Annotated in this window: 15 protein-coding genes; 3 read left to right on the top strand and 12 right to left on the bottom strand. The window is 59.1% G+C overall.

Going from position 1 to position 13,609, the window contains the following annotated elements; translation table 11 throughout:
* Nucleotides 1–32: 32 nt before the first annotated feature.
* The 3 genes from BLR20_RS10090 to BLR20_RS10100 all read right to left on the bottom strand — a co-directional run bounded on the left by BLR20_RS10090 (nucleotide 33) and on the right by BLR20_RS10100 (nucleotide 1,389).
* On the bottom strand, nucleotides 33–374 hold the full coding sequence (locus BLR20_RS10090) for a GIY-YIG nuclease family protein (protein ID WP_054993102.1): 342 nt from the start codon (nucleotides 372–374) through the stop codon (nucleotides 33–35).
* Nucleotides 367–858 carry a nuclear transport factor 2 family protein gene (locus BLR20_RS10095; protein WP_010435425.1) on the bottom strand — a complete coding sequence of 164 codons (492 nt, stop codon included), beginning with the start codon at nucleotides 856–858 and terminating at the stop codon, nucleotides 367–369. The genes BLR20_RS10090 and BLR20_RS10095 overlap by 8 nt, the downstream gene beginning before the upstream one ends.
* 75 nt (nucleotides 859–933) lie before the next feature.
* Nucleotides 934–1,389, bottom strand: a complete 456-nt coding sequence (locus tag BLR20_RS10100; protein ID WP_054993103.1) for a winged helix-turn-helix transcriptional regulator — start codon at nucleotides 1,387–1,389, stop codon at nucleotides 934–936.
* Nucleotides 1,390–1,437: 48 nt separating this feature from the next.
* Here BLR20_RS10100 and BLR20_RS10105 point away from each other — a divergent pair, with 48 nt between their 5' ends.
* The gene (locus tag BLR20_RS10105; protein WP_054993104.1) at nucleotides 1,438–2,376 is read left to right on the top strand and encodes an aromatic alcohol reductase; all 939 of its coding nucleotides are present in this window, start codon (nucleotides 1,438–1,440) and stop codon (nucleotides 2,374–2,376) included.
* A gap of 42 nt (nucleotides 2,377–2,418) precedes the next feature.
* Here the strand turns inward: BLR20_RS10105 and BLR20_RS10110 are convergent, their stop codons facing one another.
* The 5 genes from BLR20_RS10110 to BLR20_RS10135 form a co-directional block, all read right to left on the bottom strand.
* Nucleotides 2,419–3,648: a CynX/NimT family MFS transporter gene (locus BLR20_RS10110; protein ID WP_054993114.1), complete on the bottom strand. Its 1,230-nt coding sequence runs from the start codon at nucleotides 3,646–3,648 to the stop codon at nucleotides 2,419–2,421.
* A 166-nt stretch (nucleotides 3,649–3,814) separates the two neighbouring features.
* Entirely contained in the window at nucleotides 3,815–4,579 is a 765-nt protein-coding gene (locus BLR20_RS10120) for an amino acid ABC transporter ATP-binding protein (RefSeq protein WP_003365366.1), read from the bottom strand.
* Between the two features lie 10 nt (nucleotides 4,580–4,589).
* Nucleotides 4,590–5,687 carry an amino acid ABC transporter permease gene (locus BLR20_RS10125; RefSeq protein WP_010435434.1) on the bottom strand — a complete coding sequence of 366 codons (1,098 nt, stop codon included), beginning with the start codon at nucleotides 5,685–5,687 and terminating at the stop codon, nucleotides 4,590–4,592.
* Nucleotides 5,688–5,697: 10 nt separating this feature from the next.
* A complete protein-coding gene (locus BLR20_RS10130; protein ID WP_032615821.1) occupies nucleotides 5,698–6,879 on the bottom strand; it encodes an amino acid ABC transporter permease in 1,182 nt (393 codons plus the stop codon).
* Between the two features lie 70 nt (nucleotides 6,880–6,949).
* A complete protein-coding gene (locus tag BLR20_RS10135; protein ID WP_054993105.1) occupies nucleotides 6,950–7,978 on the bottom strand; it encodes an amino acid ABC transporter substrate-binding protein in 1,029 nt (342 codons plus the stop codon).
* 485 nt (nucleotides 7,979–8,463) lie between these two features.
* On the opposite strand from BLR20_RS10135, the gene BLR20_RS10140 reads away from it, so the two are divergent.
* Nucleotides 8,464–9,123 carry an alpha/beta hydrolase gene (locus tag BLR20_RS10140; RefSeq protein WP_010435439.1) on the top strand — a complete coding sequence of 220 codons (660 nt, stop codon included), beginning with the start codon at nucleotides 8,464–8,466 and terminating at the stop codon, nucleotides 9,121–9,123.
* Nucleotides 9,124–9,239: 116 nt separating this feature from the next.
* On the top strand, nucleotides 9,240–10,697 hold the full coding sequence (rhlB, locus tag BLR20_RS10145) for an ATP-dependent RNA helicase RhlB (RefSeq protein WP_162235651.1): 1,458 nt from the start codon (nucleotides 9,240–9,242) through the stop codon (nucleotides 10,695–10,697).
* A 3-nt stretch (nucleotides 10,698–10,700) separates the two neighbouring features.
* On the opposite strand, the gene moaE is transcribed toward rhlB, so the two are convergent.
* From moaE to BLR20_RS10165, 4 genes are all read right to left on the bottom strand, one after another.
* The gene (gene moaE, locus BLR20_RS10150; protein ID WP_054993106.1) at nucleotides 10,701–11,150 is read right to left on the bottom strand and encodes a molybdopterin synthase catalytic subunit MoaE; all 450 of its coding nucleotides are present in this window, start codon (nucleotides 11,148–11,150) and stop codon (nucleotides 10,701–10,703) included.
* Nucleotides 11,151–11,152: 2 nt separating this feature from the next.
* A complete protein-coding gene (gene moaD / locus BLR20_RS10155; RefSeq protein WP_010435444.1) occupies nucleotides 11,153–11,398 on the bottom strand; it encodes a molybdopterin converting factor subunit 1 in 246 nt (81 codons plus the stop codon).
* Complete coding sequence (moaC, locus tag BLR20_RS10160; RefSeq protein WP_003341741.1) at nucleotides 11,395–11,880, bottom strand: cyclic pyranopterin monophosphate synthase MoaC; 486 nt, start codon at nucleotides 11,878–11,880, stop codon at nucleotides 11,395–11,397. Before moaC ends, moaD begins: the two co-directional genes overlap by 4 nt.
* Before the next feature lie 108 nt (nucleotides 11,881–11,988).
* Complete coding sequence (locus tag BLR20_RS10165) at nucleotides 11,989–13,383, bottom strand: PhoH family protein (protein WP_003341739.1); 1,395 nt, start codon at nucleotides 13,381–13,383, stop codon at nucleotides 11,989–11,991.
* Nucleotides 13,384–13,609: the final 226 nt, after the last annotated feature.

Here is a 13,609-nt window from a genome sequence, read left to right on the forward strand (position 1 = left end):
CTTAACCCGCAGCACACTGCCCGCCCACGACCTCAAACTGATGGGACGACATCACGCGCATGGATAGAGGACTCTATGTAGCTGGCAGCCAACGCCTCTTTCGCGCTTTTTCTGAGCTTCTTGATCAACCGCTCATGGCGCAACGCCTCGCCCTTGCTGGGCCATTGTTCAACGTAGACCAGTGCCATCGCCGGGCTCGAAGAGAAAAAGCGCGCGCCCTTGCCGCTCTGGTGCGCTGCGAACCGCCGCTGCGGGTCATCACTGATGCCACAGTACAGCGAGCCGTTGGCAGCGCGCACCAGATAGACAAACCAGGGTTTGCCGAGCGCCTGTTCGGCAGTCGACGCAGTCGAAGTGCTGGCAACCTCAGGCACGGCGGCTCTCTGAAAAGGTTTTCAGACCCTTGAGCGCCTGAGCCCTGACGGCATTGCGCACCAGTGGCGTCCAGCCAAGCAACAGGCCCTTCAGACCCAGTGCCTGACGCGACCAGCGCCACATATCGAAATGATCACGATGCTCGCAGATCTTGCCATCGCGGAACACGAAGCGGGCCTGAATATCGTTCACCACTGTGCGCCCGGTCTGACTGAACAGATACGTCGCCACCCAGTGCGCACTGCCAGTCTGGTCATCGGCTCGCACCTGATCGAAGACCACCGAGAAATTCTTCGCCCGGGAAGTCAGCATGCGCCACATGTCGCCGACCTGAGCGCCGCGCAATTCACCAAAGGCAGGGTCGCTGAACAGCACGTCATCGGTATAGCAGGCAGTCATCGCCTCGGCATCCAGCTGCGCGAATGCCTCGTAAAACCGGGTGATCAGTGCGCTGTTGGCCTGACTTTGTTCTTCGTAGTTCATGCGTGCACATCCCTTGGCGAATTATCCGTGCACGATAAGCGGCGCCGCGGAAAATGGCGAGGGGTTGATGGCGCATCAGCCATCACTTTGCCTGTCGAGATAACGATTTCGCGCGGCACTGAAGGCCTCAGAGTTTTTAATGACCCAAGTCCACAGTGGAATCATTTGTACCAGCAGCCCCATGCCCAGGTCGGTCAACGAATACTCCACCCTGAGCGGCTTCTCGCGGTAGTCGTGGCGGGTGATCAGCCCGTCCTGCTCGAGCTGGCGCAAGGTATGGGTGAGCATACGCTGGGTCACACCATGCAGCCTTCGGCGCAATTCGGCATGGCGCAGAGGGCTGCTGACGCCGAGGGCATGTACCACGCCCAATGACCAGCGGTTACCGGCGTGGCCGAGAATGTCGCGCTTGAGACCATCCTCATCATCGCTGAGCGCAGCACAGGCCGCTTCGGAGCGTCTGACCACTTCCTGCGCGTCCAGCCCGCCCGGTATCACCGATGTGCCTACTTTTTGTCTGTCGACAGGCATGCCAGCATCTCTCCCGCCTGAATTGAAAGGCCGTCCAAAGAGGTCACCATGCAAGCCGATAACGCAAACGTCAAACAACGCATTCTGGTAATAGGCGCAGGAGAACTTGGGCTCGCCGTGCTGCGAGGGCTGGTCGAGAAAGCCGGAGCACATGACTTGAGCATTGCCGTGCTGCTACGCCAGAGGAGCTTGAGTACTCAAGCGCCTGCCAAGCGTGTGGAAATCGAAGAGATCCGCGCGCTGAACATTGCCATCGAAACCGCCGATCTGGCCGATGCCACCGTGGACGAACTTGCCACTGTCATGAAGCGCTACGACACAGTAATCAGTTGTGCAGGTTTTGCCGCTGGCCGGGGCACTCAACGCAAACTGACCGATGCAGCGCTCAAGGCCGGCATAAAACGCTACCTGCCCTGGCAGTTCGGCGTTGACTACGACCTCATCGGCCGGGGCAGCCCTCAGGATCTGTTCGACGAGCAGCTCGATGTGCGAGAAAAGCTGCGCGCCCAGCAGCACACCGAATGGGTGATCGTTTCAACCGGTATGTTTACAAGCTTCCTGTTCGAACCCGCGTTCGGTGTCGTCGATCTGCAAAGCGGGCGGATCAATGCGCTGGGCAGCCTCGATACTGCCGTGACAGTCACGACCGCAGAGGACATTGGCAGGCTGACTGCGGCCATTGTGATGCACGAGCCGCGCATCGTGAATCAGGTGGTGTACACCGCTGGCGACACATTGACCTACGCCGGGCTTGCCAACCTTGTGGAGCGTGTCACAGGGCGCGATATCGAGCGGCACGTATGGAGTGTTGCGCAGTTGCAGGCCGAACTGACGGATATGCCGGATGACAATCTGCGCAAATACCGGACCGTCTTTGCCATGGGCCGAGGCGTGGCATGGGACGTCGCCGGTACCTACAACGCGCAATCAGGGCTGAGCGTCACCAGTGCCGAACAATGGGCACTGGCCAATCTGACTCAGGCTTGAAGCAACTCAAGCCCGGGCCGAACGATCGACAATCATCGAAAATCAAACCTTCTCGCTGCTGACCTGAACCTGCAGCGCCCGACCGGCGCCCATGCCCGCGATGATGGCGCCCAGCCCGAGTACCGCGAAGATCCAGCCAATCGCGTTCCAGCTGCCGGTCATGTCATGCACCACGCCCACGGCAAAGGGTCCGGTCGAGGCGATGGTGTAGCCGACGCCTTGCGCCATGCTCGAGAGGTTGGCGGCGACATGAGAGTCACGCGAGCGCAGGACAATCAGGGCCAGCGCCAGACTGAACGTGCCGCCCTGCCCGATCCCCAGCAGGATCGCCCAGCCCCACAGCCCGCCAAGCGGCGCGTACAGGCAGCCGAACAGACCGATCAGGGTCAGCGACATTACCAGCATGATTGCCAGACGCTGATCCTTGCCGCGTGTGGCCAGATAGGGCACCGCCAGCGCGCTGATGACTTGGGCGATGATCGAGCCGGACAGCAGCAGACCGGCCTGGGTCGGCGTCAGGCCGCGACCGATGAGGATCGAGGGTAACCAGCCAAAGACGATATACGACAGCGACGATTGCAGGCCCATGTACAGCGTGACCTGCCAGGCCAGCGGGTCGCGCAACAGGCCGCGGACTCGGTAAACATCGCGATGCGTGCCATGCACTTCACGCGCCTGCGGAAACCACAAAGCGGCGGCAATCAGTGCCGGAACCAACCAGAAACCCAGCCCAATCTGCCAACTGCCACCGACGTACTGACTCAGCGGCACCGTCGAACCGGCTGCAATCGCCGCGCCCAGGCACAAGGCCATTGTGTAGACACCGGTCATGGCTCCGGCCTTGTGCGGGAAATCACGCTTGACGATACCCGGCAGCAGCACGCCGACGATTCCGATGCTCGCACCCGCCAGCAGACTGCCGGCAAACAGTCCGGTCTGGCCAAACAGACTGCGTACTGCCAGGCCTGCGGCCAGTGTCAGAAGCACTACCAGAACCACCCGTTCACTGCCAAACCGGCGGGCAAGAATCGGTGCCAGTGGCGCGAACAGGCCCAGACACAGGACCGGCAAGGTGGTCAGCAATCCGGCTTCGGCAGCCGACATGCCAAGGCTGTCGGACACCGTGTCAAGCAGTGGCGCGATGCTCGACAGCGCCGGGCGCAGGTTGAGGGCGACCAGCACCAGACCCAGCAGCAACAGCCAGGGGCGCTTCAAGGCAGAGTGGGGTTTATCGGTAGTCGGTTGGGGGCTGGGTTGAGCCTTGGCAGTCATCGGTTTCTCGGTCATCAGGTATGTCGACCCTTTTCAGGGGGGCGGTATCCTGTTGGAGAATCATCGCGAATACAAGGTTCAGCGCAATTGCATACAACCCAAGCAGTAACGACAGGCATAAAAAAACCGGGCACATGGCCCGGTTTTTGACTCAGCAGATGTCGACTCAGTGAATGATCTGACTGAGGAACAGCTTGGTACGGTCGCTCTGCGGGTTATCGAAGAAGTCGTTCGGCGCAGCCTGTTCGACGATTTCGCCCTTGTCCATGAAGATCACCCGGTTCGCCACGGTACGGGCAAAGCCCATCTCGTGGGTCACGCACAGCATGGTCATGCCTTCTTCAGCCAGACCCACCATGGTGTCGAGCACTTCCTTGACCATTTCCGGGTCAAGGGCCGAAGTCGGTTCATCGAACAGCATGATTTTCGGCTTCATGCACAAGGCACGGGCAATCGCCACACGCTGCTGCTGACCACCGGAGAGCTGACCCGGAAACTTGTGGGCCTGCTCAGGAATACGCACACGCTCCAGATAGTGCATGGCGATTTCTTCGGCTTTCTTCTTCGGCATGTTGCGCACCCACATCGGCGCCAGCGTGCAGTTCTGCAGGATGGTCAGGTGCGGGAACAGGTTGAAGTGCTGAAACACCATGCCCACTTCGCGGCGGATGGTCTCGATCTGCTTGAGATCCGAGGTCAGTTCGGTGCCATCGACAATGATGCGACCCTGCTGGTGCTCTTCCAGACGGTTGAGGCAGCGAATGGTGGTCGACTTGCCCGAGCCCGATGGGCCGCACAGCACGATACGTTCACCCTGGCGCACGTTCAGGTTGATGTCCTTGAGTACATGGAACTGGCCGTACCACTTGTGTACGCCCTCCATGCGGATCATGCCTTCAGCGCCCAGAGGCTTATTGATAACTTCACTCATCACAAAACTCCTAACGCTTGTGGCCTGTGTCCAGCTTACGTTCCAAATGCATGGAATAGCGGGACATGCCGAAACAGAAGATCCAGAACACCAGGGCCGCGAAGACGTAGCCTTCAGTGGCCATACCCAGCCATGCCGGGTCGGCGGTAGCCTGCTTGACGCTGTTGAGCAGGTCGAACAGACCGATAATGATCACCAGACTGGTGTCCTTGAACAATGCAATGAAGGTGTTGACGATGCCGGGAATGACCATCTTCAACGCCTGCGGCAGGATCACCAGCCCCATGCTGCGCCAGTAACCCAGGCCCATGGCCGAGGCTGCTTCGTACTGGCCCTTGGGAATGGCCTGCATGCCGCCGCGCACCACTTCAGCAATGTACGCGGACTGGAACAGGATGACGCCGATCAGTGCACGGAGCAGCTTGTCGAAGTTCATGCCCTCTGGCATGAACAGCGGCAGCATGACCGACGACATGAACAGCACGGTGATCAGCGGCACGCCGCGCCAGAACTCGATGAACGTCACGCACACCACACGCACGGCCGGCATGTTGGAGCGACGACCAAGCGCCAGCAGGATACCCAGCGGCAAGGCGCCGACGATACCTACGGTGGCGATGACCAGGGTCAGCATCAGACCGCCCCACTGGCTGGTCGGTACGTTGGTCAGACCGAACGCACCGCCATGCAGCAGGTAGAACGCGACCACCGGGTAGATCACCAGGAAGGCAATACCGTAGACAGCCTTGCGTGGAAACTTCGAGATGAACAGCGGCGCAGCACCGACGATCGCCAGGATGGCGGTCAGGTCGACCCTCCAGCGCAGTTCATTGGGGAAGTAGCCATACATGAACTGACCGAAGCGCTGCTCGATGAACACCCAGCAGGCACCCGCCTTGGTGCAGTCTGCCTTGGTCGTGCCGATCCAGTTGGCATCCAGCAGGGCCCAACTGATGATCGGCGGCACGACCAGATAGATCAGATACAGCGAGAGCAAGGTCAGCAGGGTGTTGATCCAGCTGGAGAACAGGTTCTGCCGCATCCACGCCATCGGGCCGAACACTTTGCCCGGTGGTGGCATATCAGGTTTGAAAGTATGAGTTGTCATGCGCTTTTCCTCACCGCTCGATCAGCGCAATGCGCTTGTTGTACCAGTTCATCAGCAGGGAAATGCTGATACTGATCGCCAGGTACACGCTCATGGTGATGGCAATGACTTCAATGGCCTGCCCGGTCTGGTTGAGCACCGTACCGGCAAACAGGGAAACCATTTCCGGGTAGCCGATGGCTGCTGCCAGCGAAGAGTTCTTCGCCAGGTTCAGGAACTGACTGGTCAGCGGCGGAATGATCACTCGCAGCGCCTGCGGGATGATCACCTTGCGCAGCGTCGGCCCAGGGCGCAGGCCCAGTGAGCGGGCCGCTTCGGTCTGGCCGTGGCTGACCGACTTGATGCCGGAACGCACGATTTCGGCGATGAACGCCGCCGTGTAGATGGTCAGTGCCAGGGTCAGGGAGATCAGTTCAGGGATCAGCACCCAGCCGCCCGAGAAGTTGAAGCCCTTCAGTTGTGGCAGCTCCCAGTGCACCGGGCTGCCGAAGATCAGCATGCTCAGGCCAGGGATGACCAGCAACAACGCCAGGCCGACCCAAAACTTGTGAAACGGCTGGCCGGTGGCTTCGAAGCGCTTGTTGGCCCAGCGCACCATCATGACGATGGCGATCACGGCAACGACGAGACTGACCAGGAATGCCCACGCGCCTTCGGCAGGCAATGCTCTGGGCATGTTGAGCCCGCGGCTGCTGACGAAGAACATGTCCAGATAGCCATGCGCCTGACGCGGACCGGGCAGCGTGAGGAATACGGCGGTGTACCAGAAAAGGATCTGCAGCAGTGGCGGAATGTTGCGAAAGACTTCGACATACACGGTGGCCAGCTTGCTGATCATCCAGTTCGGAGACAGGCGAGCGACACCAATGACAAAGCCCAGCAAGGTCGCCAGGACAATACCGATAACCGACACCAGCAAGGTATTCAGCAGGCCGATGACGAACACACGGGCATAACTGTCCGCTTCGCTGTAGTCGATCAGGTGCTGAGCGATACCGAAACCGGCACTGTTCTCAAGAAAACCGAAACCCGAGGTGATACCACGGTGCTGCAGGTTGGTCTGGGTGTTGTCGAAGATAAACCAGCCCAACGCGATCACCGCCACGACAGTGATGATCTGAAATAACCACGCGCGCACTTTCGGATCGCTCAGAGAGAGCTTTTGCTTGGGTGCGACGATTTGCTTTTCCATGAAATGCCCCAGGAAAAATCCAACAGAACAACGCCCGACAGGCTGGGAAGCCTGTCGGGCGCCGGGTCAATCAACGAATAGGTGGAGCGTACTGAATGCCACCGGCATTCCACAGAGCGTTCTGACCACGCTTGATTTTCAGCGGGGTGCCTTCGCCCAGGTTGCGTTCGAACACTTCGCCGTAGTTACCGACCTGCTTGACGATCTGCACGACCCAGTCCTTCGGCAGCTTGAGGTCCTTGCCGTAAGTACCGTCTGCGCCGAGCATACGGGCTACGTCAGGGTTCTTGGTCGACTTGGCTTCAGCTTCAACGTTCTTGGAAGTGATTTTGGCTTCCTCGGCGTTGAGCATGGCGAACAGGGTCCAGCGAACGATCGAGAACCACTCTTCGTCGCCTTTACGCACGACAGGGCCCAGAGGCTCCTTGGAGATGACTTCAGGCAGAACGATGTAATCGTCCGGCTTGGCCAGCTTGCTGCGCTGTGCGTAGAGTTGCGACTGGTCGGAAGTCAGTACGTCGCAACGGCCGCCTTCCAGCGACTTGGCGCTTTCGTCGGAGGTGTCGAAGGTGATCGGAGTGTATTTCAGGCCGTTCGAGCGGAAGTAGTCGGAGACGTTCAGCTCGGTAGTGGTACCGGCCTGGATGCAGATGGTTGCACCGTCCAGTTCCTTGGCGCTTTTGACGCCCAGCTTGTTGTTTACCAGGAAGCCGATACCGTCGTAATAAGTCACGCCGGTGAACACCAGGCCCATGCCCGCATCACGGGAGCTGGTCCAGGTGGTGTTACGCGAAAGGATGTCGATCTCACCCGATTGCAGTGCAGTGAAACGCTCCTTGGCGTTCAACTGACTGAACTTGACCTTGGTAGCGTCGCCAAACACAGCGGCTGCAACGGCGCGGCAGACGTCAGCGTCGATACCTGTGATCTTGCCGGTGGAGTCCGGAACGGAAAACCCTGGCAGGCCATCGCTGACGCCGCACTGAACAAACCCTTTCTTCTGAATAGCGTCAAGCGTGGCACCGGCGTTGGCAGCCCCGGTCACACCAAACGCGGCCAAGGCGGTGACGACAGCCAGGGTGGATTTCAACATCTTCATTCAAAAACCTCCAGTTTGCTCTTTGTTGTGTAGGTGTCTCAGTCGCGTCGCACCTTTGTGAGGCGCTAATGACCCGTGCTGGCTTATTTTTGGGTCATGCGACGCTGGGCCTGAATCATGAATTGCCTGCAGGATCATCCCGTCATTCGTCTTCATCACTCAGAATCGGCCCCGTGGACTGAAACCCCATGATTTTCCCGGACCTGAGCGGTACAGGTTGAATCGTGCCGCGAATCCTGACGCATGGACTCCCGAGCTGCTTTTCGATCGCTATAAGTAATAGCCTTATAGTGTTACCGAACGATGTGAGCAACTCGACTCCAGTCCTGCTGTAGCAAAGCCCGTACCAGCATGCTGGCTAAGTCGAATTAGCGACAGGTCAAGACAAAAACTTGTAACCTTGCGACATCTTCTTTCATTTTTAATCTAACCGCGCACTTTATTAATGCGCTCAAAAAGAGCCCGCGCACACAAATGGAGCAGACATGAGCGATTCTCTGATCATCGAACCTTCCAGCCCCGCCGACGCCTGCGTTATCTGGCTGCATGGACTGGGCGCTGACCGCTATGATTTTCTGCCGGTCGCCGAAGCACTGCAGGAGTCGTTGCGTACCACTCGCTTCGTACTGCCTCAGGCACCGACACGCGCGGTGACCGTCAATGGCGGTTATGCAATGCCCAGCTGGTATGACATCAAGTCCATGAGTTCAGAGGCCCGGGCCATTGACCATGATCAGATGGAGGCCTCGGCGCAGAAGGTGCTGGACCTGATCGAGCAGCAGCGCGACAGCGGCATCGACCCGGCGCGAATTTTCCTGGCCGGCTTCTCCCAGGGTGGCGCGGTGGTCTTGCACGCCGGCTACCGACGCTGGCAGGGCCCGTTGGGCGGCGTACTCGCGCTGTCCACTTATGCCCCCACATTCAGCAGCGAGATGACCCTGTCGGCGAGTCAGCAACGCATCCCGGCCTACTGCCTGCATGGCAAGCATGACGCGGTCGTGCACTATCCGATGGGGCGCGCCGTCTACGACCATCTCACCGCCCGGGGTGTAACCGTTGAATGGCAGGAATACCCAATGGAGCATCAAGTGTTACCGGAAGAAATTCGTGATATTGGCGTCTGGCTGGCTGAAAGGCTTCGCTGAAGCGCTCTGAACCCCTTGCGGCGGACCGCTTTTTGTAGCCCGCCATGGATGGCACTACGCCGAGCACGGTTCTTGCTTTACACTGCTCGGCGTACATTCCTTAACCAATTGATGAGATGACCGTGCTCAAAGCACTTAAAAAGATGTTCGGTAAGAGCGAGGCTGAGCAGCCTGCGCCTACTCCGATAACCTCTATTCCCGCCTCTCCCGCTGCCACAGGCGACACACCGGATCATGCTGTCCAGACTCAGGCTCTGGACACGACCAGCGAGCCCTCCAAAGCCAGAGCGCCGCGCACCGACAAGCCAAGGGCAGAACGCCCGCGTCGCGAGCGTGTGACAAAACCGCCTGCGCCGACCTGGAAACTCGAAGATTTCGTCGTCGAACCCCAGGAAGGCAAGACCCGCTTCCACGACTTCAACCTCGCACCTGAGCTGATGCACGCCATTCAGGACCTTGGTTTCCCGTACTGCACACCAATCCAGGCGGGCGTACTGGGCTTCACCCTCAAGGGCAAGGATGCGATCGGACGTGCCCAGACCGGCACCGGCAAGACCGCTGCGTTTCTGATCTCGATCATCGAGCAGTTGACCCAGACGCCTCCGCCTGCAGAACGCTACATGGGCGAGCCGCGCGCGCTGATCATCGCACCGACACGCGAACTGGTGGTGCAGATCGCCAAGGACGCCGCCGACCTGACCAAGTACACCAACCTGAACGTCATGACGTTCGTCGGTGGCATGGACTTCGACAAGCAGCTCAAACAACTCGAAGCGCGGCACTGCGACATCCTGGTCGCCACGCCAGGCCGCCTGCTGGACTTCAACCAGCGCGGCGAAGTGCATCTGGACATGGTCGAAGTGATGGTCCTCGACGAAGCCGACCGCATGCTGGACATGGGCTTCATCCCGCAGGTACGTCAGATCATCCGTCAGACGCCGCACAAGGGTGAACGCCAGACCCTGCTGTTCTCTGCGACCTTCACCGAAGACGTGATGAACCTCGCCAAGCAGTGGACGACGGACCCTTCCATCGTCGAGATCGAATCGTTGAACGTTGCCAGCGACAACGTCGAACAGCATATCTATGCCGTCGCCGGTGCCGACAAGTACAAGCTGCTCTATAACCTGGTAACCGACAACGGTTGGGAACGGGTCATGGTCTTCGCCAACCGCAAGGACGAAGTCCGACGTATCGAAGAGCGCCTGGTGCGCGATGGCGTGAACGCGGCGCAGCTGTCAGGCGATGTGCCTCAGCACAAGCGCATCAAGACCCTCGAAGGCTTCCGCGAAGGCAAGATCCGCGTGCTGGTCGCCACCGACGTAGCCGGTCGCGGCATTCACATCGACGGCATCAGCCACGTGATCAACTTCACCCTGCCCGAAGTACCGGACGATTACGTGCACCGCATCGGCCGTACCGGTCGCGCTGGCGCCGATGGCGTGTCGATCAGTTTTGCCGGTGAGGATGACTCTTACCAGTTACCTGCCATCGAGGAAAAACTGGGCCGCAAGATCAGTTGCGAGACACCACCGACTCATCTGCTCAGGGCAGTGGTGCGCAGTAACGCCTGATGTTTACTTCCAGCGATCAGCCGCCTGGTGATCGCTGTGACGGCCTTCGACCCAGCGCTTACCTTCCGACGTGTTTTCACGCTTCCAGAACGGCGCACGGGTCTTGAGGTAATCCATGACGAAATCACAGGCTTCGAACGCCGCCTGACGGTGCGAGCTGGCAACCCCCACGAACACGATCGGCTCGCCGGGCTCCAGCGCACCGACCCGATGCAGCACATCCACACGCAGCAACGGCCAGCGCTGCTCGGCTTCGGCAACGATTTTCGCCAGTGCCTTCTCGGTCATCCCCGGATAATGCTCCAGAAACATGCCGGACACTTCTCGACCTTCATTGAAATCCCGAACATAGCCGACAAAACTGACTACCGCGCCGATGCCCAGGTTGGCAGCATGCAGCGCGTTGACTTCAGTACCGGGATCGAAAGCTGCTGCCTGGACGCGAACGCTCATCATCAACCTCCGGTCACGGGCGGAAAGAACGCGACTTCATCGCCATCGGCCAACGGCTCGTTCGGTTTGCACAGTTCCTGGTTGCGAGCGCACATGAGGTTCTGCTCGCCAAGCACCTGCCAGGCGTCACCGCGCTGCAGCAGCATCTGGCGCAACGCGTCCAGCGTGGCGAACTCGCCTTCGACAGACTCGTTATCCAGGCCCAGAACTTCACGGTAACGGGCAAAATACTGAACCTGAACCTTCATGAGGAGACCTGTGCCTGATCGGCAATAAAGTGACCGCTCTTGCCGCCCAGCTTTTCCAGCAGACGAACCGACTCGATGACCATGCCACGGTCTACCGCCTTGCACATGTCGTAAATCGTCAGCGCGGCAACGCTGGCAGCCGTCAGGGCTTCCATTTCCACACCGGTCTGACCGGCCAGCTTGCAGCTCGCGGTAATGCGCACGGCATCATCACCCTCGGCAGCGAGGTGGACCTTGATGCTGGTGAGCATCAACGGATGGCAAAGCGGGATCAGATCGCTGGTTTTCTTCGCCGCCTGAATACCGGCGATACGTGCAACGGCAAACACGTCACCCTTGGGATGACCACCGCTGACAATCATTTGCAGCGTCGTCGGCAACATGCGCACGAACGCTTCGGCCACCGCCTCACGGGACGTCACGGCTTTATCCGTGACATCAACCATATTGGCGCGACCTTGGGAATCGAGATGAGTGAGCACAACGTTACTCCTTGGCAGAAGCAAGAAGTGTAGAGGGAGTGGCAGTTACACGCTACAAGCTGCAGGCAAGGAACCCATTTACGCATGGGCTCCCCGCTTGCCTCTTATTTACAAATGACTCTCCGCGTATTCGGCCAGTATCGAGCGTGGCACGCCTTGCAGGGTGATGTGCACGCCGTTCGGGAAGTCCTTGAAGCGCTCCGTCAGGTAGGTCAGCCCGGAACTGGTGGCCGACAGGTAAGGGGTGTCGATCTGCGCCAGGTTGCCCAGGCAGACCACTTTGGAACCGGCACCGGCACGGGTGATGATGGTTTTCATCTGGTGCGGAGTCAGGTTCTGGCATTCATCGATCAGGATCAGGCTTTGCTGGAAGCTGCGACCTCGAATGTAGTTGAGGGATTTGAACTGCAACGGCACCTTGCTGAGGATGTAGTCGACACTGCCATGGGTGTTTTCGTCATCCATGTGCAACGCTTCGAGGTTGTCGGTGATCGCACCGAGCCAAGGCTCCATCTTTTCCGCTTCGGTGCCGGGCAGGAACCCGATTTCCTGATCCAGCCCCTGAACGCTACGGGTGGCAATGATGCGCCGATAGCGCTTGGTGACCATGGTCTGCTCGATGGCAGCAGCCAGGGCCAGAATGGTTTTACCCGAGCCTGCAGCGCCTGACAGGTTGACCAGATGAATATCCGGATCGAGCAACGCGAACAGCGCCAGCCCCTGATAGATATCGCGCGGCTTGAGTCCCCAGGCCTCCTGATGCAGCAAAGGCTCCTGGTGCATATCCAGAATCAACAGTTCGTCGTTCTTGACGCCCTTGATCCAGCCTACAAATCCCTGCTCATCGACAATGAACTCGTTGATATGAACCGCCGGCAGCATTTCGGTAAGCTGCACGCGGTGCCAGGTACGGCCGCGCTCCTGACGGGTATCGACCTTGCTGACGCGGTCCCAGAACGAACCGGTCATGTCGTGGTAGCCACGCGACAACAGCGAAACGTCGTCGACCAGCTGGTCGGTGCTGTAATCCTCGGCAGCAATGCCGCAGGCGCGCGCCTTGAGGCGCATGTTGATGTCTTTGGTCACCAGCACGACGCTCAAGTCCTTGTTGCGCGCATGCAGGTCGATCAATTGGTTGATGATGATGTTGTCGTTCAGGTGCTCGGGCAGCAGGCTGTTGGGTTCCTCGCGCTTGCTCATCAAAATCGACAGGTAGCCCTTGAACACGCCTGTTCCACGGTCGATGGGCACGCCCTTCTCGACTTCCTCAGGCGAAGCTTCACCCAGAGTCTTGTCGATCAGGCGGATGGCCTGGCGGCACTCGGCAGCAACCGAATGTTTACCGGCCTTGAGCTTGTCCAGTTCCTCCAGAACCGTCATGGGGATGGCGACGTGGTGTTCTTCGAAGTTCAGCAGTGCGTTTGGATCATGAATCAATACGTTGGTATCGAGCACGTAAAGGATTGGCTGGTTGGTGGAAGGGGTGCGTCCGTGGTCATCCATACTCGCTCACCTTTATAGAAGCCGGGCGACGCAGAACCACGACAGTACTGCGCCACGAAAAGGCCGCCGGATTCTCCCCTTCAGGCAGGGCAGAAATGTCGCTCAAGGTGGGTCTTGGAAGACGCCACCTGTGTTGCAGGTTTCGGCGGTCTGTATTCGTAATACAGCAAAAGGGATGACAGAAAAAAGCTCTTTGACAGTTTTTTGAAGTTTATTTCACAGCCTG

The sequence above is a fragment of the Pseudomonas congelans genome, assembly GCF_900103225.1.
Taxonomy (GTDB): domain Bacteria; phylum Pseudomonadota; class Gammaproteobacteria; order Pseudomonadales; family Pseudomonadaceae; genus Aquipseudomonas; species Aquipseudomonas congelans.